This is a genomic window from Lysinibacillus sp. NPDC093216 (assembly GCF_050280325.1).
GTDB lineage: Bacteria > Bacillota > Bacilli > Bacillales_A > Planococcaceae > Lysinibacillus.
This window is the reverse complement of sequence record NZ_JBNNVB010000004.1, coordinates 204,091-226,829: the sequence shown is the minus strand read 5'-3', so window position 1 is coordinate 226,829 and position 22,739 is coordinate 204,091. Positions and strand designations below refer to the sequence as shown.

Genomic DNA, 22,739 nt, shown 5'->3' with positions numbered 1-22,739 from the left:
GCGCCTTCATTTCGCCTTTATAGCCGTGGCTAAAAACGGTTTTAAATCATAAGTTGGTGTAATTATCATCAAAAGCGCTTCGACGCTAAATCAAATGGAATTATAAGGAGGATTGAACGGAATGAATATCGCAGCGGACATTGTAAATATTCAACGGAAGATACTCGAGCAGACTGGACGTAAAACTGACGCATATTACAGCGAAGGTCAAGGCGCTCTTTACGTATTCATGGGAGACGCCTTAACGGTGCAGAACGTTATTTATGCAGTGTCCGAAATGGAATTAATGATGAACGCAATTTAATTAGGAGGAATAAATTTTTCCTAAAAGTTGTCCCGAAATAGGACGTTTTAGTGTGCAATATATAGTAGATGAAAGTTTGCGAAATCATGTCCGAAATGTTAATCGAGTGCGGGTATATGTAATAGAAGGAAAAAAGTTTAAAAAAATGCAAAAAAGCACTTTACATTCCGCAAGTGCTGACGATATGATAAAAGTTGGTGCGTCTGTTTTTTTGTGTAGACTAAACCTATATTATCATATTTCATTTTATAATGTCATTATACAGGAGGTTGAACAACAATGCAAGCGAAAAACGAAAAATTTATCGTAATCCATTCTCGCCAAGTAGCACAGAAAATCATCGATGCTGGACAAGCCTTAATCAAAATGGAGCCAAGTCGACATAGGCAGGGCAAACTCGTCTTTATATTTGAAAGATCACATCTTATCGATGAAATTCTCGCCCGAAGTTCACGACGACCACAACCGCAACACTTATCCGAAATAAAAAGTGCTTATTGACCGTCATAAACCGCACCATATCAACGTTTATGAGGTGTCGTCCTTAAAGAGAGGTATATAAAAAGTGCTTATCATCGATGACAGTTTGCTGGCAGCGATAGGCGAATGAAATGAGCCGTAGAGTTCTTTACGAAGCATTCGCTAACGCTCATACTTCTATTTTTGCTAATCGCAAAAATGATATCTGTTGATAAACACTTATAACGATATAAAAGTGGAACAGCTGTCGTTCATAAACATTACACAAATGGTATGTATATATCTTTTGAAGTTGTTGTTTATTAACTGTGACACAACACTGTAATCTGTTTTTGCTACAGAAAATGCAAACAATCTTCTTTATAGAGCTACATAAGTTCTAAAAAAATCGTATTTTGAACAAAATGCCCAGGTACTCAATTAATTTTGAGTCCTGGGTTTTTGTGTTTCCGTTAAAATGTCTTAAATCGATCGTTTATAAGCATTTATTGTCGAAGTATATTGGAATAATTTAGGGTTTACTAGACCCTCTCGCAAATCAATCATCCCTAATTGTCCCATTCTATTCAATAAAGGAACTAACCAACTACCACTTGGGGCACCTTGTAACACTTTAATTTGATCAGATGATAACTTTGAAACTTTACTAGCATCAATAGGTTCTTTTGCATTTTCTATTGTTTCTTGAAAAGCTTTCAAATCAGTTTTATACATATTCTCGCCAACTTGTTCAGTAAAACCTTTATATCCGTAAGCTCCTTGAAGGATAGTTAACCTTATACTCAAATCTTCCATAGAAACCATTTTAAAAATACACCTCTCTTCCATGGATTCTTGAATTATAAATGTGGAATATTTATAGTTCTTTCAATGGTGTTCCAAGGGTAATTTTGTGAAGTAGAATTAAACTTATATAATGCAGAAGTTCCACTTGAGATTTTTAAGTCTGAATTAAAAGTTACTGTATGATAAAACGCATCTATAATTCTGTCATTATTTGTATCTATATTAGCTACATTAATTTTATAATCACGATTTTGATAAGTAATACGCTCATCATCTAACCATTGATTGTCATTTCCATAACCAACTTCCATAACTGCTACAGAAACAGTGCCTGAAACTGCATGAGAAGTTTGCTGCAAGCCAATATTCTCAGTACGTTCATTGATTGTTCCAACTTGAGATACTACTTTGTCAATATAAAGAGCTGTTAATGGTGCTGCTGGACCTCTTAGAACTGGACTATTTTTTAATTCTTCTTTAACTTTAGCAGCCTCATCTGAAGTTACCTGTGTAATAGTCCAATCAGGGTGTTCTGTTTTTAGCTTTTCAATTAATGGATCTGCTTCAATCGTATCTTTTTCTATTTCTGAAGCTTCAGCTGTATTTAGTCCCAACAACCCACTTGTTAAAATTCCAACAGCTAGTAAATATTTTTTCATATGTACATCTCCTTTTTGATTTTTTTGTGTTACAAGGATATTATCGGTTCAAATGTAAATATGTTAATAAATTTCCTTAATTTGTATTAATTAATAAATTTAACATTTCACTGTTCTATTAAATGGTAGTATTTAAGTTGGAAAACATGAAACTATATTTGATGAAACACAGGTTGTAGAATTACTTTTAAATCATGTGAAATATAAATCAAATGATTTCTATATCGAAAGAAAAAAGCCACTCATTTGAGTGACTAATTTTTCAAAGCTGGATGCTCAAAGTAATTATTAACTACATTCGGAACATTATCAGTTAAGAAATTATCCCATTTAATTTTATTTAAAGTAGTTTTGTCGATGTCGAATGACATTACTAATACATCTTTTTCATTTCCGTAAGTATCAACAAGTGGGTAATACCAATGCACGATAATTTTTTCGAAATTATTCATTTTACTAAGTGGCTCAAGAATTTTTTTCGAATCCATCCACATGCCTTTTTTAGTCATATTTACTGAAAAGTTTTCGTTGGCATTTAATTCAATAATAAATCCTTTGCCGTTATCTTCATTAGTAACAGCATAGCTCTTGACAGTATCCTTCTTTTGATTATTCTTTTTACCAAGTTTATCTGTTATGATTTTTTTTGCTTTATCGGCAAGATCGTCATTGTTATTAGCATTTTTCTTTTCTTCTTTTGATTTAGCTTTATCTTCTTTTTTAGCTTGTTCAGCCTCTTTCTCTTTCGCTTTAGCTGATTCTTCCTGAGCACTATCAGTATCTTCAGCTTTATCTACGCCACAAGCAGAAAGTAATAATACAGACATGGCTCCTATGTAGAATAATTTTTTCATTTGTAATTCCTCCCTCTATATTACCATTCTAGGTAATTTTGAGTAAAAAGTACATATAAAAAACAGACAACCTTATTTAGTTATCTGTTTTAAATCTTCGTACCGTCTTCCATTACAAAATGCGCCTCAAACTTCATATCCAACAATTCAGCGATCTTTCGTAGTTCTTCTTCATTAAAATTATTTCGTTTTAACTTCTTCGATAAGTTGGGTTGAGATACTTCAAGCTTTTCAGCAAGTTGCGTCAATGTCATGCCTCTTTTAATAAGTGCAATACGAATTTTTTCACCCATTTCATTCATTGCTTTCCCTCCTATCAGTTATACTCATGCCTCTAATTATATATGAATCAATCCATATTTGAAATAAATATATCCAAAAAGTTATGAAAAATACTCGCTATTATAACCTATTGGATATATATTTAATTAAATAAGGAAAAAATATAACTAATTAATTATGAAGGGGATTTGAACAATTATTTCAAACTCGAGCAAGAACGTTCTAACTATTTATTAGAGCAAACACTCGTATTATCTACCGTAAAAGGTTACTTGAAAGGAACTATCAAGTACGGCGAATCCAGTGAAGTTGTCGAGTTTGCAACTAAACTATTGGGTATCGTAAACGAAGGATTAGCAGCTGTAGAAGAAAAGTTTAAATAATTGGTACAAGGACCAAGAGAGTGAGGTGAAAACGGTGGCATTTGAATATCTAGCACAATACACAACATTCGACACAATAGCAGATATGGATAAGAGTGTGGAGGACCACATGACTGTACATTACTATGACCTAACAGAATCAGAACGAGCTATCGTTTTCAAGTTAGCTTCTCATTCATTAGAGTATCCAGGAGTTTGTCACTTAAAAGCGAATACCATCGCTGCATCAATGGAGATCAACACAAAGACAGTTTACCGAGCTATTTCAAAATTTATTAGGATTGTGTTTTAATATAGTGTTTTTTTGTTATTTATAGTATTATTTTAAGTATTTGGTTGGAGAAGAATGGTGGTTTTATCCTACTTAAATTGTAACTTGGTAGAAAAAAGAAGTGAATTTTACGCAGAACATGCTGCAACTATAAAAATTGAAACGATAAACGGATATATAAGTGACTTTACAAAGTTTTTATTTTTGGTAATTGGAGTAGTTATCGTAATAGGTAAATTGAAGTTTTTTTTAAAACGATTAAGTTGGGAGTATTTTAAAAGTTTGAAAAAAACCTAGTAATGGGTTACTTACAAAGCTATAAAAAAGGGAGTTGGATAAATACTACATATCATACAAAAAAACATAAAGTATTTAAGAAAGGGCTCAGCCCTAAATTTAAATGAATGTACTATATTATTACAAAACGAAGAGTTTCTAAATCAAAATAAAGAAATGATATATAATTTAAAATCAACTAGAAGAGAAATGGAATCTATAAAAGACGAGATTAGAAGATTATAACTAATATTCTCGAGGGAAATGAGCATTATTTCAGAAGATTTAGGGTGGATTTTTGATCATGGAGTTTACCCAATAGGAGTTTCTTTCAGCGCAAACTAGATAGTTCTCCTTCTATTTAACTGAAATATTCACCTTATTAAAAGTGGCCCTTTACCGTAATTCTTTAATAGAATGTTGTTTTATCGTGTTAAATAGGAGAGATAAAATGATGAACATTAATAAATATTGGATTTTTGCTGGTAGTGTTATATTTGTGATTACTTGTATAGGAATTGCATTTGTATTTTCCAGTGATTCAAAAGAAAATATAAAAGAAGAAGCACCAACTAAGGAGAAAACCACAATAGAAAAAGAAGCAATTGTGGAACCAACTGTAGAAGAAATAAAAACTTTACTAGCTGTGATTACAAAATCTATTTTTGAAATATCTGGGGAAATGGATGCAAAGTATGATGTCGCTAGGATTGGTATGAACGAAGAAATTTATAAGGAGATGACCCCAACTCTACGTCAATATGTTACAAAACAGTTTGTTGAAGGTAAATTAAAAACGACTATATACGGACTATGTTACGGATGTGAAAATACATTCCTACCGGGCGCACCACTATATACTAAAATTGAAGTAAAAACAAAAGGGATCAATCATATACAGGTAATAGCAGATATTGATGATGTTATATCCGACTTCGTACGAGAAGACATTAGCGAATTAATGTACGAAGATGGTGCATGGAAGTTACATGATTATATACGTGGAAATAAGATAGTAGAAAAATCAGTAGAAGAAAAGACAGTCCCAGAAGAAGTACAAGCTATTGAAACCACTAATCCATACAAGCAAAAATTAATTAATGTTGAGAACCTAGTAGCAACATATACAAAGGGTAATTCAGGAGTCACATCGGATATTTTAGAAGAGTTAAATCAAAAATATATTGCGTGGGATAATTTGTTAAATGAGCTTTATGGGGATATTAAAATGAGCATCCCGACTGAAGAATTTAATGAACTCCGCTTGGTTCAACGGAAATGGATTAAAGAGAGAGATTTAGCAGTAGAAGAGGCAGGTCTAGAAAATGAAGGTGGGGCGATGGAAAGTATAGATAAAGCAAGTAAGCTTGTAGAATACACGAGAGCTCGTTCCTATGAGTTTGTGAAGCTTTATTTGTCAAAAAATGAAGAGCGAACATCTACCAAGCAAGCACCAATAGTTACAACCAACTTTGATAAGTACGTAGGAGAATGGAAGAGTAATAGTAATGTTGTAGAAAATGGTGGTATGTCTTTAAATTTTAGTATAAAAGATAATCAGTATATTGTTAATGTTTTTGAATACACTCAGAAAAGCCGTCAAATTGATGACTATTCCGTAACTGTATCATTGAACAATCAGGGATATGCAGAATTTTCATTTCATGACGGTTATGCAGATGCCCCTGGTAGCGGAACGATACAATTAAAAGATAATAAAATTATGCTAACGCGTACTGTTAACGGTGATGGTCTTACATCGTTTGATGGAACACGAGAATATACCTTAACGCGCTAATTAAATTTCATATTATCAAATTAAATAATCTACTCTATAAAAAAATAGTGAAAAGATTTGTTCTCTTATTTTAGTGCGCCAGCATGGAGTAATCTAAAGGCTTTCCCATAAATTATGGGGAAGCTCTTTTATAGATTGTTTAGAAAACTCGAGTGAAAACATTATAAAGCATCCAGAGTGGAACCTAAAGCAATCTCGAGGAAAGGATTGCTGCCATGAACGTAGCTGTACAACATTTAGAAGATTTGACTGTGGGAACCTCTCAAATACACTGGGCATAAGCTGATAATATATGTCGAATTGAAAGGGTGCTTGCTCATGTTTCCTTATCCTCAACTTCCCTATCCCGATTATAGGTCTATGCCCAACAGTTTTTATTACCCACCTTATTCTGATGGATGGTCTCCTTGGAGCAATAGTGCCATTGAATTTGATGAAAGACACCATTTACCCTCACAGCAACGGCTTACTTTCGTGCTTGTGCATGGTGCTTGGGCTGATGCTCACTTCTGGGATGGAGTAGCTGCAGAGTTGCGCAGTCGAGGGCATGACGTCTATACACCTGAATACGCAGGTCATGGCGAAGATCCGAATAAAAATGTCACGCATGCGATGATCACGCAGTCCGTCGTTGATTTTATAACAAAATGGAATCTACGTAACTTTGTTCTCGTCGGGCACAGTTTCGGAGGATCAGTCATTCAAAAGGTTGCGGAACAGGTTCCGGATCGCATAAAGCGACTTGTCTTCTGGGACGCGTTCGTACTGAAAGACGGAGAATCAGTTGCTGACGAATTCTCGCCCCAAATGATACAAGGTTTTGAACAGCTCAGAGCCAGTTCGAAGGACGATACGATTTTTATGCCGTTTTCCCTGTTTCGGGATTCGTTCGTTAATACGGCCACTTTAGAGGAAGCTAAACGGATGTATGAAAGCGTTACGCCAGAACCGGCTAAGCCGCTTTTTGAGAAACTGGATCTTAAAACGTTCTACTCGCTACCTACGCCCAAAAGCTATGTCTATTTCTACCAAGACAACGCATTACCACGAGGAGAGAATTACGGCTGGCATCCGAATATGTCCAGTCGGCTCGGGCAGTTCCGCCTGATTGTAGGCGACGGTGACCACTTTACGGACACGCGTACAAGGCCGGCAATGGTGGCGCAGAAGTTTTATGAAGCAGGTCGCGACTGACTACTGTATGCAGGATTAAGTTAATGATTAGCTTTAATAAATCATAAGAAGACCTCTTCGTGAGGATCAAAAAGAGCCAAGTTAGAATCAACTGAAAAGTGCTTTAAATCCTTTGTTTCAAGGATTTGAGGCACTTTTTTTCATCTTGTTCATTCTTAATGTGATTAGATCAACTTCCGAAAAAATGTATTTTATAGCACTTAACCTCTATTGGGTTAATAAATTTTGAAGTTCTCACTACCATCCGTGATGTTTTTTTGTAAATTAGAATAATTTATATAAAAAAGGGAAAGAAATATGTGTAAAAATGTTGGAGTTGATCGTTATGGAATTTGATAAAGAGTTAGAAATTTACTGCTACAGCTGTCGTAAAAAAACTGTATTTACACGTAAAGATATGCATAAAAAAAGTGGAGTAGATAGTCACTGTAGTGAGTGTTCAGGTATTTGGTTTGAATGGCAAAATCGAGCTGTAGAGAGAGAAATGGAAAAGTGGATTGAATATAACCAAAGGCTCATAAATTAACTGAATGTCTATTTTTAACATCCACTAGTTAAAAGAATTTATTACATTAATGATTGAGCTGTTTCATAAATTTAATCCCTTTAGTTTCAAAATTGGTTGAATTAAGCATTATTGAAAAGTTACCTGGAACAAAACTAGCAAGTTAACCACTTCTGGAGCAACAGGATTGATTGAGTATAAATGCGCTTATTAGTATGTACAAAAACGCTCGTTTAACCATGTACATTTTTGATTCCCACCTGCAGCCATACTAAGTTCTGTTATTGCGTTATCGGTATGGCAGGGAGATAAAATGAGTTACTTTTATTTTTCCTACAACGAATGGAAACAGGAAGGGAATGAGGCGCTTTACCTTTTTTAAGAATACGTTTGACAAGGATAGAAAATGGAAAGACAAGCGGCTCATCGAACGTCTCCGGGAAGCTTTGCTCTGCGCGTCAGCGGCAAAGCCCCAGCTGGAACTTTTAGTATAATTAATAGTATCTTCTAATTTAACTCTTGAGCTCGTTTTCCCATAAATGCTTCGGCGAGCGGATAAAATGAAGTTACGTCATCAGAATATAATTCAATACCTTGAAGGAGTTCTTCAGTAGCTAGATTAATTTCTCTATCAGCTGACATTACTTGCTCTTTTGTAGGAAGCGGTGAATATTTCTGTTTTGATTCAACCGAAGTGATGAAACTTGTGCAAATTCCGTACGCTAATAATTCTCTTAAACGATTTGCATTAAGATGCTCATAATGCTCTGCGGATAACATCATCTGATGCAAATGATGAATAGTATGTTGATAATCCTTAATGTCTTTAAGAATATTGGCAATAGACAGGTGTGACTCTATTTGATTTGGATCGATAGCAATAGATTTTTCAAAAGCTGCTATTGCAAGTTCAGGTCTCGCACCAGTAATGTATAAATTACCTAGTTTATTCCATAATAAAGCGTTGCTTGGTGAAGAGGAAATTAAATGTAAGAGATGTTCTTCTCCATCTGTAGCATATTTTGGTGAAGTGCCATCAAAAAGTTGCATTTCACCAAATTGAACAGAGTTATTTTCGTTATCGGGTGCCAATAGAGCTGCAATGCTAAACATATATAGCTCTGACGACTCTTCCCACTGTCCAGCAGTATTGCAATGCTTACAACGGAAATACCCAGTGTACTGTTGTTCTGGTTTCTGTATATTTTGGTTATTTGTAGGAACTTTGATGAACATGGTTCCAATATTATATTTGCCTGATTTGTTACAGCTTTTGCAAGTCATCATGATTTCATTTTTTTCATGCTGAGTCATTACTTTTTTAAAATTATCGACGACTGACTTTACATATGTCCCGCCTAAATACTTGAACGTAGGGGATGATGGGATTTCAGTGATTTCTTGATTTGTTAATGCTTGAATTAATATTGGGTTAATTTGTTTTCCAGCCATGTAATTACTCCTTTTATTAAAAGACCTATAACCTTTTTATTATAACTCAACTTTCGTAGTAAAAAAATCCTTATTAACACTTCATATTATTAGCTATTTTGATATTCAAAAATCTATTTGACTTTTTGACATAACAATAAAACATTCATGAGTTTTCGGACTCCCAACCCAATGATGAAAAGTTTTTTTACAGAAAAAGGGGATACAATCTAATCAACAAGTTATTATTCATTAGGTGAGCATCTCAAATGTTGAATAGATTTAAAGCTCATTATTTTATCAACCCAAAACAAAATATCTAAGAAACGAAAGAAGCGAAAACCTATAAAAAGAGTTATAATATAATAGGAAGAAACTCAAAAAAGAGAGATGGATTTTAACATGAATGAACAACTAGAAGATTGGATTACACGTTTTCAAAAGGAGAAAGATATAGAGGCCCTCGCAAACTTAAAAGACTATTGCTACTATATGATTGAACCTTTAATTGAGGAATTTACGGAGAAATACGGTGAAGATGCTGGGGAATTATTACGGTTAAAATGGGATAAGCGTTTTTATTTTATTTTTACAAAGTATCAATTAAATGTTGGGCTGCCTTTGGATTCTTTTGTTACAAATACGTACCGTTTTTATTTTATGCAGGTTTTAAAAAAGGCTGGTTATTGAATTACATATAGGGGAGTGTTTCAAATTTGAACATGGCTCCATTAAAAAATCCTTGTCTCGTGTTAAACGAGACAAGGATTTTTGTGTTTTATCATGCTCTTAGGCGAGAGATTAACTGCCTGCAAAAGCCTGATGGGTAAGTAGGGGGATGAAGAAACCCGCCCACTGATGAAAGTTTCACTTTATTGATACATCATATCTTCTGCAAGGTGGGTAAATACCTCACCGATAATGGAGTCTTCGTCATAAACGGAAGAACCTGTATTTTCCTCAGGTTGCGCAAATGGAATTTGAGCGATGATACTTGTCTGAAGCTCATCTGCTAATTTTTCTGCGCCACCTTGACCGAATAGATAGTTCTTTTCACCATTTGAATTTTCAAAGTAAGCCATGTTTTCAACAACACCAAGAATCGTGTGGTTCGTATGTTGAGCCATCAGACCCGCACGAGAAGCAACATGAGAAGCTGCAAGGTGTGGTGTTGTTACAATAATTTCTTGTGCTTGTGGAATCATTGCTGCCATATCAATGGCTACATCTCCTGTACCAGGTGGTAAATCTATAAGGAGATAATCTAATTCATCCCAATGTGTATTAACAAGGAAATTACGAATCCATTTGTTGAGCATTGGGCCACGCCACATGACAGGTTGGTTTTCGTTTGTGAAAAAGCCCATCGACATGATTTTTACACCATGACTTATTACTGGAATAGCTGTTTGGTCTATCATTGTTGGCTTTTGTTGAATCTTCATCATGGCAGGAATACTGAATCCATATATGTCGGCATCTAAAATACCTACACGTTTTCCAAGACGGGCAAGAGCTACTGCTAAGTTAATCGTCACGGTAGATTTACCGACGCCACCTTTACCACTAGTAACTGCTATAAATTTGACACCAGAATCGGGTAGAAGCATTTTAGGCATACCTTTATCCGTAACTTTTTCTGATTTTAAAGAAGCTGTTAAACTACGACGTTCGTCATCTGTCATAGAACCAAATGTAATGGAGACATTTGATGCGCCGATTGCTTTCAACGCTTCTTCAACATCTTGTTGGATTTTGGCTTTCAGAGGACATCCTTGAATAGTCAAGATAATATCAAGTGAGATATCCGTACCGTTGACTTGAATATTGCGTACCATATTCAAGTCAACGATGCTTTTATGAAGCTCTGGATCATCGATTTTCTGCAAAGTTTTTAAAATGTGTTCGTTCGTTAGCATATTAGAAACCACCTTCCTATTTTAGGCCTTTGCCAAGCCCTTTTAAGAAGTGAACGCCAAAGTTTACAGCACGATTGACATCAGGATCGTTTAACATTTTGAATAACTTAAAGGCGCTAACTTTTTCATCCGATTCAACGGCTTTGTTCGCTTCATCTAAGCCGGTATTTAAGCCTTCAATAAGCTTTGTTGTTGTTTCTGGATTCAATTCGGTTAATGCTCCTGCAACACCCATTAAGTTGTTGATGATATTCGTCACAGGCTTACGCGTTAATTGACCAAGAGCGATATGTGCAACATCCTCTTTTGCTTCAAGTAGTTTCGTAGCTGCCTCTAGCGCTCCAATATCATTTAATTCTGCCATGATCGTAAAGACCTGATTCACCATTTCTTCATTCTCAGAAAGAAGTTGCTTTAAATTCTCTAACTTTTCTTCTTTTAGTTGCTCTTCTGTTACTTGCGTTTTTTGAATTGTCGTAATTGGTGCAGCCATGAAATCACTCCCTTTCGTTAGTTGTTAAGTGAACGTAACCAGGACGATTCCATTTACGTTGTACCTCAACACCATTTTGTGGATGACGTTTTTTATAACGCGGGTTTGTTCTAGGAAGTGGAGATTTTCCTTTTTGTTTCAATACTTCTACGCGTACTTTTGTTTGTTTGTACGCCGGTGTCGATGTATTGATGTCTCCAGCTGGCCCCGTTAAGAAATTAATCGCTGAATCTTTGCTAACAGAGTTCATAGGTAAGAAAAGTTCATTTCCTTGTACACGATCTGTTACTAGGGCATTTAATTTTAATGCGCCCTGAGGAGACACTAAACGAAGAAGAGCTCCATCTTCAATGCCGCGTTCTTTTGCTAGTTCTGGTGATACTTCAACAAAAATTTCAGGTACTTTGGATTGAATACCTTTTGATTTATTTGTCATATTACCTTCATGGAAGTGTTCAAGCATACGACCGTTGTTAATATGGCAATCATATTGCGCTTCATATTCAACCGGTCTGATCCAATCATTTAAAGCAAAGCGAGCTTTTTTGTCAGGGAAGTTAAAGCCATCCTCATATAGTAAAGGTGTGTCTTTACCATCATTGCTACCCCAACAGAAGCTACCCCAATTTTCTAATACATCATAGTTCGCTTGCGAGAAGAATGGAGCAAGACTAGCCATTTCAGCAAAGATTTCACTTGGGTGACTGTAATTCCAGTCAGCACCTAGGCGACGTGCTACTAATTGAAGGATTTCCCAATCGGCTTTTGATTCACCAAGTGTTGGTAATACTTGATATAGTCGTTGTACACGACGCTCTGTATTCGTGAAAGTACCTTCTTTTTCAAGAGAAGGTGCTGCTGGTAAAATAACATCCGCATATTGTGCTGTACGTGAAAGGAAGCAATCTTGTACAACAAAGAAGTCTAATTGTGAAAGTACTTTATCTACATGGTTAGCATCGCAATCTACAAGTGCCATATCTTCCCCAACTAAATACATTGCTTTCATTTTACCTTCCATGATCGCATCTAACATTGCCATATTCGTACGACCTGGTTCAGGTTTGATTTTCACACCATATGCTTCTTCAAATTTCTTACGTGCTTCGTCGTCTATTACTTTTTGATTACCTGGTAATAGATTTGGTAGTGTACCCATATCACAAGCACCTTGAACATTGTTGTGACCACGAAGAGGGTAGGCACCTGCACCTGGACGACGATAGTTACCAGTAGCTAGAAGTAGGTTAGAAATTGCAGCTGATGTATATGAGCCACCTGTATTTTGTGTAACACCCATACCCCAAAGTACACATGTACCGTCAGCATCACGAATCATTTCAGCAACATTTATCAAAGTTTCTTTTGAAATGCCCGTTTCTTTTTCTGCATATTCTAGTGTGTATGTTTCAAGTACATCTTTAAAATCATCAAAGAAGTGCACGTTCTCTTTAATGAAGGCTTCATCATGCCAACCTTGATCGATCATGTATTTTGTAACAGCCATTAACCATACTTGGTCTGTACCTTGCTTTGGACGCATGAAAATATCAGAACGCTCAGCCATTTCATGTTTACGAATGTCGGAAACAATTAATTTTTGACCGTGTAACTTATGGGCACGTTTTACACGAGTAGCTAAAACAGGGTGACCTTCTGCAGGGTTTGCCCCAACAATAATAACAAGGCCAGCTTTTGCGATATCTTTGATCGTTCCAGCGTCGCCACCTATACCAACTGTGCGTAGTAGGCCATCTGTAGCTGGAGATTGACAATAGCGTGAGCAGTTATCAACATCGTTTGTTTCGAATAATTGACGTGCCATTTTTTGAATTAAGTAGTTTTCTTCGTTTGTAATTTTTGAAGAAGAAATAAAGCCGACAGAACCAGAACCGTGTTCTTTTTGAATGCCACCTAGTTTAGTAGCAATTAAGTCAAGAGCTTCATCCCATGAAGATTCAACAAATGCATCATTTTTACGAATTAATGGTTTTGTAATTCGTTCTTCAGAGTTGATGAAGTCCCAGCCGAATTTTCCTTTTACACAAGTAGAAATAGCATTTACAGGACCTTCAGAAGGTTGTACTTTTAAAATTTTGCGATCTTTTGTCCAAACTTCAAACGAACAACCTACACCACAGAAAGTACAAACTGTTTTTGTTTTCTTCGTACGTTTACTACGCATAGCAGCCTCGACTTCAGAAACAGCAAAGATACCGCTATAGCCAGGCTCGACTTCCTTAATTAAACTAATCATCGGATCTAATGTTTCTTGTTTAAGCCCAGTCATAAAGCCAGCTTCACCAAGCATTGATTTTTCCATTAATGCGTTACATGGACAAACGGTAACACATTGCCCACAGCCTACACATGAAGAATCGTTAATGGCAACGCCTTCATCCCAAACTACTTTTGGTCTTTCAGCTTCCCAGTCAAGAGATAATGTTTCATTAACTTGTAGGTTTTGGCAAACCTCTACACATTGTCCACATGCGATACATTGGTTTGGATCATATCGATAAAACGGGTGCGACATGTCTACTTCGTGTGGTTCGACTTTTGGTTGATACGGATATTTTTGATGTTCGATTTCCATTAATTCTGCTGTGTTGTGTAATGTACAATTTCCGTTGTTATTATCACAAACAGTACAGTACAGTAAATGATTTTCTAGTAGACGATCCATCGCCTCTGTTTGTGCAGCTTTCGCTTTATCAGAAGTAAGTTGGATATCCATGCCGTTTACTGCTTTTGTTGAACAAGAGCGAACTAATTGTCCATTCACTTCGACGATACATGTATCACAAGTTTCGATAGGATCAACAGATGGTACATGACAAATTTGTGGATGGGCGATGCCATTTTGATTAATGGTATCAAGTATTGTAGCTCCCTCAGCTACATCATACGGTTGGCCATTAATTTTAATTGTAGTCAAAGTATTTTCCTCCTTTTGCTCTTTGAGACTTATTTGACAACAGGTTAATACTTAGGATAAATCGGGAATAGAGTTACGAGTTTTATTTTGATTGTCTTGTTACTTTTAAAAAATTGTCTTGTTATAATGTCATTTCCCAATTTGTCCAATTTCTACACCAACATAGATGAAGAAACATTAATTATTAGTTGTCGATGTTGATATTGCTCAAAAATAAAAAAATCCACCATGAAAAGGCATGTACTAACATGCTATTTATTCATGGTGGATAAAATTCTTAACAGGCCTTGCTAAAAATTCAATCAACTTTTATTTTTTATTCAATATAACTATAGAATATAAATATTAAAACCACCATGCCTATAGTTCAAACTTAGTTGTATGAAACCATGACATAGGAATCAAAATACTTTCATTCCATATGTAATACCCATTATTATAGCCTTTTCAGTCAAAATGGACAATAATTATAATAAAATTTATTAACTGATAATAATTATCATTGGATATTTTCTCTTTAATTTTTATTTAAGTTGCTATATTATTAACAAACTGTATGGGTAACCCCCATGAACATAGGAAAAAAAGATTAATTACGTTGGGAGAATCGTTAAAATGTCAAAAAAAGTGCATGAGTTCAACGACATTATTCGAAAACTACGCAAAGATATATTTGGAAAAGGACCAGAGCGTATTCATACTGTTTTCGTAGAGAACATGGCTGTCTCAACTTTATATGGTAATATCACACCGACAGAAAAATTTATTGCGAGTACGCCTGAAGGGTTAAAAATGGTTCATGCTGCACGTACAAGAATGATTCAAGATTTGTATACTAAATCACCTCCAGAAGGCATGGAAGAATTGATGGGTACTAAGTTACTCCATTTATTTTCAGATATCAAAATTGAAGAAGATTTTGCTATTTCTGTCTTTGTTTTTGAAGATAATATTAGTGAATAGAAGGGATGCCATATGGAACGCGCAGTAACTAGAGAAATAATACGTGTTGAAGGTAATCAAATCAAAGAAATAGAAGATACCGTTGTCACAGAATATGCAGTCACAGTAAAGATTAATGAGCAAGAATTCGTGACGATGGTTTGCACACCAGAGTATGTAGAAGATATGGTTATTGGATACTTGGCTTCTGAACGAATTATTCGCGATTACGAAGATATTGAAGCGATTTGGCACCAAGAAAAAGAAGGTTTTGTGCATGTTAAAACAAAGCGTGTGAATCCTTACTTTCAACAAATTCAAAATAAACGTTACATTACTTCTTGTTGTGGCATGAGCCGCCAAGGTTTTGTTTTTGCTAATGATGCATTAGTAGCTAAAAAAATGGAAGGCATTCATGTGCGTATTACAACAGATGATTGTTTTCGTTTAATGCGCGATATGCAAGATTTGGCCGAAACATTCAAGCAAACTGGTGGTGTTCATAATGCAGCGTTATGTGATGCGAATGGTGTTTTATTAAGTAGAATGGATATTGGACGCCATAATGCCTTAGATAAAATCTATGGTTATTGCCTAAAAAACAAAATTAGCATTCAGGACAAAATTATCGTATTTAGCGGAAGGATTTCATCTGAAATTTTACTTAAAGTATCGAAAATTGGCTGTGAAATTGTGCTGTCCAAATCGGCTCCAACAGAATTAGCATTGCAATTGGCAGAGCAACTTGGTATTACGACGGTAGGCTTTATTCGTCAAAATGCACTTAATATTTATACACACAAAGAACGTATTCACTTACCTAGAAATTGATCAAAATGAAAGGAAGAGATTAAAATTACTAGTCTACAAGACCAACTATACAGACCATTAAGAGATTTAAGGATATCCGTGACAGATCGTTGTAATTTTCGTTGTCAATATTGCATGCCTGCAGAAGTATTTGGTCCAGATTATGCTTTTTTACCGTCCGATAAAATATTGAGTTTTGAAGAAATCGAGCGATTAGTAAAGATTTTCGTTTCATTAGGTGTGAAAAAAGTACGCATTACTGGTGGTGAGCCTTTACTACGTCGTGATCTGCCGACATTAATTGAACGTATACATCGCATAGATGGCGTAGAAGATATTGCCTTAACGACCAATGGCACATTGTTGAAAAAATATGCCAATGAATTGGCGAGAGCAGGTTTATCACGAGTAGCTGTTAGCCTAGATTCTCTAAATGAAGAACGTTTTTTCGAGATGAATGGCCATCGAGGAAAAGTGAAAACGGTATTAGAAGGTATAGAAAAAGCGGCAGAAGCGGGTTTACAAGTGAAGATCAATATGGTCGTTCAAAAAGGAAAAAATGAGCAAGATATCATTTCAATGGCAGAGTATTTTAAAGAGAAACAGCATATTCTGCGCTTTATTGAATATATGGATGTCGGTAATTCGAATGGTTGGCGACTGGATGAGGTTGTGTCGAAGAAAGAAATCACTGACCAGGTCAACCAATTTTCCCCTTTGCATCTTGTTGACCCTAATTATAAAGGGGAAGTGGCTACGCGTTATCAATATGAGGATGCTCAGGGTGAAATTGGCGTGATATCATCTGTAACAGATTCTTTCTGCTCCACTTGTTCGCGTGCTCGTATTTCGGCAGAAGGCACATTATATACGTGTTTATTTGCAACAGAGGGAACGAATCTCCGAGATTTGTTAAGGTCTGGGGAAGATGATGAAACCATCACCCAATGCATTTCGAATGTTTGGGAAAATAGAGAAGATCGCTATTCCGATGAACGAAATGAACAGACAATGGAAAAAAGGAAAAACTCAAAAATTGAAATGTCACATATCGGTGGGTAGACGAAATAGAGTGGTATTAGTTGCTGGTGACTTTTGTTAAAAGACAGAAAAAAATCGGCAAAATAATGCCGGATTTTTTCTGTTTATTTATGCACAAAGTCGCCACTTTTTCCGCCTGTTTTTTGAACAAGGTATGTTTCTTTAATGACCATAGATTTGTCGACGGCTTTACACATATCATAAAAAGTCAGTGCAGCAATGGATACAGCGGTTAGTGCTTCCATTTCGACGCCTGTTTTACCATTACATTTTACAGTAGCTTGAATGTGTAGTTCGTAACCATCCTCTGCTTTTGTATATTCAAATTGAAGATCTGTTCCTTGTAACATAATCGGATGGCACATTGGGATAATATCAGCCGTTTTTTTAGCGCCCATAATCCCAGCAATTTGTGCCACTTGCGTAGGGTCGCCTTTTTTAATGCCTCCCTGTTGGATAGCTTGATAGACTTCATCGGATAACGTGATTGTACTACGAGCGATCGCTGTACGGTTTGTGATTGTTTTATCTGAAATGTCGACCATTTTGGGGCGACCTTCTTCATTCCAGTGTGTAAAATTACTCATTATTATTAGACTTCCTTTCAAATGTTTGTAGCCAATCTTGTTGAGAATTGATATTGATAAATGTTGAGCTTTCTTCTTCAAATGGGACATAACATACTTGAAGTTGCTCTAACAAGACTTTCATACTTCGCTTGTTTTGTTGGACTAATTGCTGTGCTATTGGCAAAGCACTGCGTCGATATAAAGCAGCAAGAGGTTGTAATCTTGAAGCTTGTTTAGGAACAATCGCATCATAACGATCATCGATAAATGTGAGCATAGTTTGGACAAATTCTGCATTAATAAAAGGCATATCACTTGCTATTACGAAAAACCACTCTACTTCCGGAAAATTTGTCATTATATTATGCAAGGCAAACAGAGGTCCTTGATGAGGCTGTTCTTCAATGATCCAATGGACATTTTCTTCTACAAACGTTGATTGCAAGCTAGCATTTGTAGCAATAATTAAAGGCTGTAGTTGATTTTTTTGTAAGGCTATGAGACTGTGCTTATATAAAGGTAGACCAGCAAAAAATTCGAACATTTTCGGTTGACCATACCGTGAAGATTGGCCGCCAGCTAAGACAACACCAGCCGTTTTCATATGCGATTCAACTCACCGACAAAATGTTGCACAGTAGGAAGAATCAGTTTTGTCATGGCAAGTGTCACGGCATTAGTGGAACCTGGTAGTACATAAATAGCTGTTTTATCGCGACTACCCGCTGTTGCACGACTAAACATGGCTTTTGGGCCTATTTCTTCATAGCTGAGTGTTCGGAATAATTCACCAAATCCCATCATTTCTTTTTCGAAAAGAGGGAGAATCGTGTCATAAGTTTGGTCTCTCGGTGTAAATCCTGTTCCTCCTGTTACGATAATGGTATTAATGGTTTGATCATCGCACCATTTTTGTACATGGTTTGAGATTTCAAGAGGTTCATCTTTTGACATTTGGTAGTCTATTAATTCAAATGAAGCTTCTTGAAGTAATGATTGAATACGCTGACCACCACGATCATCCGCCTTCGTGCGTGTGTCGCTTACTGTTAAAATGGCAGCTCGTATAGGAAGTTCACTATGTGTGGGATGCAAGGTAAAAGACCTCCTTTTAAAGAGTTGATTTTTGTTTTTGCTGAAAAACATTGCTTTTATTATAAAGCTATATATTAAAAGGTCAAACTAAAATTCATAGAAAGAAAGGCAAAAATGTTTATGCATAATAGATATTCTAGACAACAATTATTCAGCCCAATCGGAGAAAACGGGCAGCTACTACTAAAAGAAAAGCATGTCCTGATGATAGGAGTTGGTGCTTTAGGCAGTGCTAGCGCAGAGGCTCTTGTAAGGGCAGGCGTCGGAAAATTGACGATTATTGATCGTGATTATGTAGAGTGGAGTAATTTACAAAGACAACAACTATATACCGAACGAGATGCGCAAGAAAAAGTTCCTAAAGTAATCGCTGCAAAAAAACGACTACAAAGCATTAACGCAGAGGTAGAAATTAACGAATATATTTTTGATGCGTGTACAGAGCAAATAATCCCACTGCTTGCAGATGTAGATATTATGCTGGATGCAACGGACAACTTCGATATTCGCTTTATGATGAACGATCTTGCACAAAAATATCAAATCCCTTGGGTTTATGGTTCTTGTGTTGGTAGTTATGGCGCTACTTATACGATTGTGCCAGGTAAAACACCTTGCTTACATTGTTTGCTAGCAGCGATGCCTAATACAGGGATGACATGCGATACAGTAGGAATTATAAGTCCGACTGTTCAAATCGTCGCAGCTTATCAAGTAGCTGAGGTATTAAAGTTTTTAGTAGGCGATGAAGAAGCATTACGAAAAAGTTATTTAACTTTTGATGTTTGGCAAAACCAACACTATGAAATAAACGTAGAAAAAATTCGCAATCATGACTGTCCATCCTGTGGCAAAAATCCGACCTATCCGTATTTATCATATGAAAATCAAACAAAGTTAAATGTACTATGTGGTCGCGATGCTATTCAAATACGTCCAGCAAAACCGATTCACTATAATTTTGATCAGCTCGCTATCAAACTTAGTCCCTATGGTGATATTCAGCAAAATCCCTATTTATTATCTTGCCAAGCAGAAGATTATCGTCTAGTGATTTTCCAAGATGGACGAGTTGTCATTCACGGTGTACAAGATATACAAAAAGCTAAAACCATTTATTATCGTTTATTCGGATAAAGGAGTGTTCTAAAATGTTAGAAAAAAGAAAACCAATTGCTGTTGGAGAAGCTGTTCAACGTGTCATGGAGTTTGCATTCCAAGAAAAAATAGAGGTCGTTTCACTACAGCAAGCACATGGACGTTTTTTAGCAGAAGATGTAGCTGCAGACCAAGATGTACCAGCCTTTAATCGTTCACCTTATGATGGCTATGCTATTCGCTCGGTTGATAGTCAAGAGGCAAGTTCGGACAATCCAGTAACCTTTAAAGTAGTAGGGGAAATTGGCGCGGGCTATGTATATGAGAGAGAAGTAGGTAATCAAGAAGCGGTGCGCATTATGACAGGAGCTCCTATCCCTAACGGATGTGATGCAGTCGTTATGCTAGAATTAACGCACACATTTGAAGAAGACAATCAATCTTATATGTCGATTAAACGCTCTTATGAAACAGGAACAAATATTTCCTATAAGGGAGAGGACGTTCAAAAAGGCGCAATTCTTATGGAAAAAGGACAATACATCAATCCAGGTGTTGTCGCATTACTTGCTACTTTTGGTTATGATCAAGTACCTGTTTTTCGAAAACCAATCGTTGGCGTAATTGCAACAGGAAGTGAATTACTAGAACCGAGTGATGCTTTGCAGCCAGGGAAAATTCGTAATAGCAATGCATATATGATAATGGCTCAAATTGAACGTGCTGGGGCAACCGTCAAATATTTTGGTAAGTTTAGCGATGATCTAAATTTATGTATACAAGCTGTTGAAAAAGCTCTTCAGGAAGTAGACATTTTGATTACAACAGGAGGAGTATCAGTAGGTGATTATGATTACTTACCTGCTATTTATGAAGCCATTGACGCACAAGTACTTTTTAATAAAGTAGCAATGCGACCAGGCAGTGTAACAACTGTTGCGGCTCGAAATGGTCAATTATTATTTGGACTTTCAGGTAATCCATCAGCTTGTTATGTTGGTTTTGAATTATTTACACGACCTATTATTCGTTCAGCTTTTGGTAATAAGCAACCACATTTACGTAGAGAGCAGGCTGTTTTAAATGCGGACTTTAAAAAACCGAATCCGTTTACCCGTTTTGTGCGTGCGAATGCGTCTTACGAAAACGGTCATTTAGTTGCAGTTCCTTCAGGGTTCGATAAATCTAGTGCCGTTTCTTCCTTAGCAGAAGCCAATTCTTTTATTGTATTACCAGGTGGATCACGTGGATACGAAAAAGGAATGCAAGTTGTTGTTTTATTATTAGAAGATTTGCAGGGAAGTGAGTGGCCATGGGGCAACATCGAAAAATCTTACAAATCGTAGGCTATCAAAATAGTGGGAAGACAACGTTAATGGAACAACTCATTACTCAAGCCACTACAGAAGGCTTTCGTGTAGGAACAATCAAGCATCATGGACATGGTGGTATCCCTATGATAGAAAGTTCAAAAGATAGTGTTCGTCATGAGAAGGCTGGCGCAAGTGTGACAGCAGTTGAGGGAGAAGGTACTTTGCGCATGAGCATTCACCAAAGTAACTTTCAGCTTGCTGATATACTAGCTATTTATGAAACATTTAATATGGATCTTATTTTCATTGAAGGCTATAAAAATGAAGACTATCCGAAGGTTGTTCTTTTGCGACAGGAGGAAGATGAATCCTTGCTAGAAAAGGTAGGCAATATCGTCTGTGTTCTTTATTGGCCGACATATCCACTTAGGAAACCGTTAGATTACCCAACTTATTCAATTCAAGAAAAAGCGCAATATATGGAAGTTCTTATGCAGGAAATGAGGAGAAAATCATGACTACATCGTTGTTTGAAATCATGGATAAACCAATTGATGTTGAAGAAGTTAGACAAAAAGTAACAGATCGAAATGCTGGTGCAATCACTGTTTTCATCGGAACAGTACGTGAAATGACGAAAGGCAAGAAAACACTACATTTGGAATATCAGGCCTATCCATCTATGGCTATTAAAATGTTCGAACAAATATCTAAAGAAATACAAGAGCGATGGCCAGAAGCGAAAGTAGCCATTACACATCGTGTTGGTCATTTGGGAATTTCGGATATTGCCGTTGTCATTGCGGTTTCATCACCACATCGTAAAATAGCCTATGAAGCCAATGAATTTGCGATTGACCGTATTAAACAAATTGTGCCTATTTGGAAAAAAGAGTATTGGGAAGATGGCACTGAATGGATTGGTGATCAATTAGAAAATGTCCCTTATCCAAAAGGAAATCCATCAATCAGTGAGGAGGAATCTTGTGATTAACATATTACTATTTGCTCACTTACAAGAAATAATCGGTGAGTCAAAATTATGTGTAGACCTGTCAGACCGAACAATTGGACAAATTAAAGAATGGATGGAAATACAATATCCACAAGTTAATTTACAACATGTTATGACGGCAGTAAATGAGGAATTTGCAACAGATGTAACAGTTGTAATAGAAGGGGATACAATCGCCTTTATTCCACCCATTAGTGGAGGATAAAAAGAAAAGATGTAGTTGGTACAGTTTACTTTGCACCGACTACATCTTTTACTATATTTACCCTGTAAAAGTAGGGGG

The 22,739-nt window shown here is 36.2% G+C and carries 27 protein-coding genes; 16 read left to right on the top strand and 11 right to left on the bottom strand.

Annotated features, from left to right (window positions below; all coding sequences use genetic code 11):
- Positions 1-121 precede the first annotated feature (121 nt).
- Both ACQKOG_RS07260 and ACQKOG_RS07255 read left to right on the top strand, forming a co-directional pair.
- Positions 122-304 (top strand): hypothetical protein, encoded by a 183-nt coding sequence (locus ACQKOG_RS07260; RefSeq protein WP_370075525.1) that lies wholly within the window; start codon positions 122-124, stop codon positions 302-304.
- A 279-nt stretch (positions 305-583) separates the two neighbouring features.
- On the top strand, positions 584-805 hold the full coding sequence (locus ACQKOG_RS07255; RefSeq protein WP_370075523.1) for a hypothetical protein: 222 nt from the start codon (positions 584-586) through the stop codon (positions 803-805).
- A 441-nt stretch (positions 806-1,246) separates the two neighbouring features.
- Here the strand turns inward: ACQKOG_RS07255 and ACQKOG_RS07250 are convergent, their stop codons facing one another.
- From ACQKOG_RS07250 to ACQKOG_RS07235, 4 genes are all read right to left on the bottom strand, one after another.
- The gene (locus tag ACQKOG_RS07250) at positions 1,247-1,588 is read right to left on the bottom strand and encodes a hypothetical protein (protein WP_053592712.1); all 342 of its coding nucleotides are present in this window, start codon (positions 1,586-1,588) and stop codon (positions 1,247-1,249) included.
- Between the two features lie 35 nt (positions 1,589-1,623).
- The gene (locus ACQKOG_RS07245) at positions 1,624-2,229 is read right to left on the bottom strand and encodes a DUF4879 domain-containing protein (RefSeq protein ID WP_370075521.1); all 606 of its coding nucleotides are present in this window, start codon (positions 2,227-2,229) and stop codon (positions 1,624-1,626) included.
- A gap of 254 nt (positions 2,230-2,483) precedes the next feature.
- Entirely contained in the window at positions 2,484-3,083 is a 600-nt protein-coding gene (locus ACQKOG_RS07240) for a hypothetical protein (RefSeq protein WP_427445787.1), read from the bottom strand.
- 89 nt (positions 3,084-3,172) lie between these two features.
- Positions 3,173-3,385 carry a helix-turn-helix transcriptional regulator gene (locus tag ACQKOG_RS07235; protein ID WP_024364944.1) on the bottom strand — a complete coding sequence of 71 codons (213 nt, stop codon included), beginning with the start codon at positions 3,383-3,385 and terminating at the stop codon, positions 3,173-3,175.
- A gap of 168 nt (positions 3,386-3,553) precedes the next feature.
- Between ACQKOG_RS07235 and ACQKOG_RS07230 the strand changes: the two genes are divergently transcribed.
- The 5 genes from ACQKOG_RS07230 (at position 3,554) to ACQKOG_RS07210 (ending at position 7,813) form a co-directional block, all read left to right on the top strand.
- A complete protein-coding gene (locus tag ACQKOG_RS07230; RefSeq protein WP_402874027.1) occupies positions 3,554-3,748 on the top strand; it encodes a hypothetical protein in 195 nt (64 codons plus the stop codon).
- A gap of 34 nt (positions 3,749-3,782) precedes the next feature.
- Positions 3,783-4,040, top strand: a complete 258-nt coding sequence (locus ACQKOG_RS07225) for a helix-turn-helix domain-containing protein (RefSeq protein ID WP_402874024.1) — start codon at positions 3,783-3,785, stop codon at positions 4,038-4,040.
- Between the two features lie 706 nt (positions 4,041-4,746).
- The gene (locus ACQKOG_RS07220) at positions 4,747-6,093 is read left to right on the top strand and encodes a lysozyme inhibitor LprI family protein (protein WP_402874021.1); all 1,347 of its coding nucleotides are present in this window, start codon (positions 4,747-4,749) and stop codon (positions 6,091-6,093) included.
- A 318-nt stretch (positions 6,094-6,411) separates the two neighbouring features.
- A complete protein-coding gene (locus tag ACQKOG_RS07215; protein ID WP_402874018.1) occupies positions 6,412-7,287 on the top strand; it encodes an alpha/beta fold hydrolase in 876 nt (291 codons plus the stop codon).
- Positions 7,288-7,612: 325 nt separating this feature from the next.
- Positions 7,613-7,813, top strand: coding sequence for a hypothetical protein (locus ACQKOG_RS07210; protein WP_370075511.1), 201 nt, complete (start codon positions 7,613-7,615; stop codon positions 7,811-7,813).
- A gap of 486 nt (positions 7,814-8,299) precedes the next feature.
- On the opposite strand, the gene ACQKOG_RS07205 is transcribed toward ACQKOG_RS07210, so the two are convergent.
- Complete coding sequence (locus ACQKOG_RS07205) at positions 8,300-9,244, bottom strand: tetratricopeptide repeat protein (RefSeq protein ID WP_370075509.1); 945 nt, start codon at positions 9,242-9,244, stop codon at positions 8,300-8,302.
- Positions 9,245-9,625: 381 nt separating this feature from the next.
- Between ACQKOG_RS07205 and ACQKOG_RS07200 the strand changes: the two genes are divergently transcribed.
- A complete protein-coding gene (locus ACQKOG_RS07200) occupies positions 9,626-9,913 on the top strand; it encodes a hypothetical protein (RefSeq protein ID WP_370075507.1) in 288 nt (95 codons plus the stop codon).
- Positions 9,914-10,095: 182 nt separating this feature from the next.
- On the opposite strand, the gene ACQKOG_RS07195 is transcribed toward ACQKOG_RS07200, so the two are convergent.
- The 3 genes from ACQKOG_RS07195 to fdhF are packed head-to-tail and all read right to left on the bottom strand — an operon-like array spanning position 10,096 to position 14,573.
- Complete coding sequence (locus ACQKOG_RS07195; protein ID WP_370075505.1) at positions 10,096-11,142, bottom strand: Mrp/NBP35 family ATP-binding protein; 1,047 nt, start codon at positions 11,140-11,142, stop codon at positions 10,096-10,098.
- Positions 11,143-11,158: 16 nt separating this feature from the next.
- The gene (locus ACQKOG_RS07190) at positions 11,159-11,635 is read right to left on the bottom strand and encodes a DUF1641 domain-containing protein (protein WP_427445782.1); all 477 of its coding nucleotides are present in this window, start codon (positions 11,633-11,635) and stop codon (positions 11,159-11,161) included.
- A 4-nt stretch (positions 11,636-11,639) separates the two neighbouring features.
- Positions 11,640-14,573, bottom strand: coding sequence for a formate dehydrogenase subunit alpha (fdhF, locus tag ACQKOG_RS07185; RefSeq protein WP_402874010.1), 2,934 nt, complete (start codon positions 14,571-14,573; stop codon positions 11,640-11,642).
- Between the two features lie 615 nt (positions 14,574-15,188).
- Between fdhF and ACQKOG_RS07180 the strand changes: the two genes are divergently transcribed.
- From ACQKOG_RS07180 to moaA, 3 genes are read left to right on the top strand one after another with little or no spacing between them, the layout of a single operon-like run.
- Positions 15,189-15,536 carry a DUF2294 domain-containing protein gene (locus tag ACQKOG_RS07180; protein WP_049667590.1) on the top strand — a complete coding sequence of 116 codons (348 nt, stop codon included), beginning with the start codon at positions 15,189-15,191 and terminating at the stop codon, positions 15,534-15,536.
- A 12-nt stretch (positions 15,537-15,548) separates the two neighbouring features.
- Positions 15,549-16,346, top strand: coding sequence for a formate dehydrogenase accessory sulfurtransferase FdhD (gene fdhD / locus ACQKOG_RS07175; protein ID WP_370075500.1), 798 nt, complete (start codon positions 15,549-15,551; stop codon positions 16,344-16,346).
- Positions 16,347-16,370: 24 nt separating this feature from the next.
- Positions 16,371-17,387, top strand: a complete 1,017-nt coding sequence (moaA, locus tag ACQKOG_RS07170; protein WP_402874088.1) for a GTP 3',8-cyclase MoaA — start codon at positions 16,371-16,373, stop codon at positions 17,385-17,387.
- An 83-nt stretch (positions 17,388-17,470) separates the two neighbouring features.
- On the opposite strand, the gene moaC is transcribed toward moaA, so the two are convergent.
- The 3 genes from moaC to ACQKOG_RS07155 are packed head-to-tail and all read right to left on the bottom strand — an operon-like array spanning position 17,471 to position 19,030.
- Positions 17,471-17,953, bottom strand: a complete 483-nt coding sequence (moaC, locus tag ACQKOG_RS07165) for a cyclic pyranopterin monophosphate synthase MoaC (protein WP_370075498.1) — start codon at positions 17,951-17,953, stop codon at positions 17,471-17,473.
- A complete protein-coding gene (locus ACQKOG_RS07160; RefSeq protein WP_402874006.1) occupies positions 17,946-18,539 on the bottom strand; it encodes a molybdenum cofactor guanylyltransferase in 594 nt (197 codons plus the stop codon). The genes moaC and ACQKOG_RS07160 overlap by 8 nt, the downstream gene beginning before the upstream one ends.
- Positions 18,536-19,030: a MogA/MoaB family molybdenum cofactor biosynthesis protein gene (locus ACQKOG_RS07155; protein ID WP_402874004.1), complete on the bottom strand. Its 495-nt coding sequence runs from the start codon at positions 19,028-19,030 to the stop codon at positions 18,536-18,538. The genes ACQKOG_RS07160 and ACQKOG_RS07155 overlap by 4 nt, the downstream gene beginning before the upstream one ends.
- Positions 19,031-19,150: 120 nt before the next feature.
- On the opposite strand from ACQKOG_RS07155, the gene ACQKOG_RS07150 reads away from it, so the two are divergent.
- Genes ACQKOG_RS07150 through moaD form a run of 5 tightly spaced genes read left to right on the top strand, consistent with a single transcriptional unit; the run spans position 19,151 to position 22,661 of the window.
- Positions 19,151-20,167, top strand: a complete 1,017-nt coding sequence (locus ACQKOG_RS07150; protein WP_402874085.1) for a thiazole biosynthesis adenylyltransferase ThiF — start codon at positions 19,151-19,153, stop codon at positions 20,165-20,167.
- A gap of 14 nt (positions 20,168-20,181) precedes the next feature.
- On the top strand, positions 20,182-21,474 hold the full coding sequence (locus ACQKOG_RS07145; protein ID WP_402874001.1) for a molybdopterin molybdotransferase MoeA: 1,293 nt from the start codon (positions 20,182-20,184) through the stop codon (positions 21,472-21,474).
- Complete coding sequence (mobB, locus tag ACQKOG_RS07140) at positions 21,441-21,959, top strand: molybdopterin-guanine dinucleotide biosynthesis protein B (RefSeq protein ID WP_402873998.1); 519 nt, start codon at positions 21,441-21,443, stop codon at positions 21,957-21,959. The genes ACQKOG_RS07145 and mobB overlap by 34 nt, the downstream gene beginning before the upstream one ends.
- A complete protein-coding gene (locus ACQKOG_RS07135; RefSeq protein ID WP_402873996.1) occupies positions 21,956-22,435 on the top strand; it encodes a molybdenum cofactor biosynthesis protein MoaE in 480 nt (159 codons plus the stop codon). The genes mobB and ACQKOG_RS07135 overlap by 4 nt, the downstream gene beginning before the upstream one ends.
- The gene (gene moaD, locus ACQKOG_RS07130; RefSeq protein WP_402873993.1) at positions 22,428-22,661 is read left to right on the top strand and encodes a molybdopterin converting factor subunit 1; all 234 of its coding nucleotides are present in this window, start codon (positions 22,428-22,430) and stop codon (positions 22,659-22,661) included. Before ACQKOG_RS07135 ends, moaD begins: the two co-directional genes overlap by 8 nt.
- Positions 22,662-22,739: the final 78 nt, after the last annotated feature.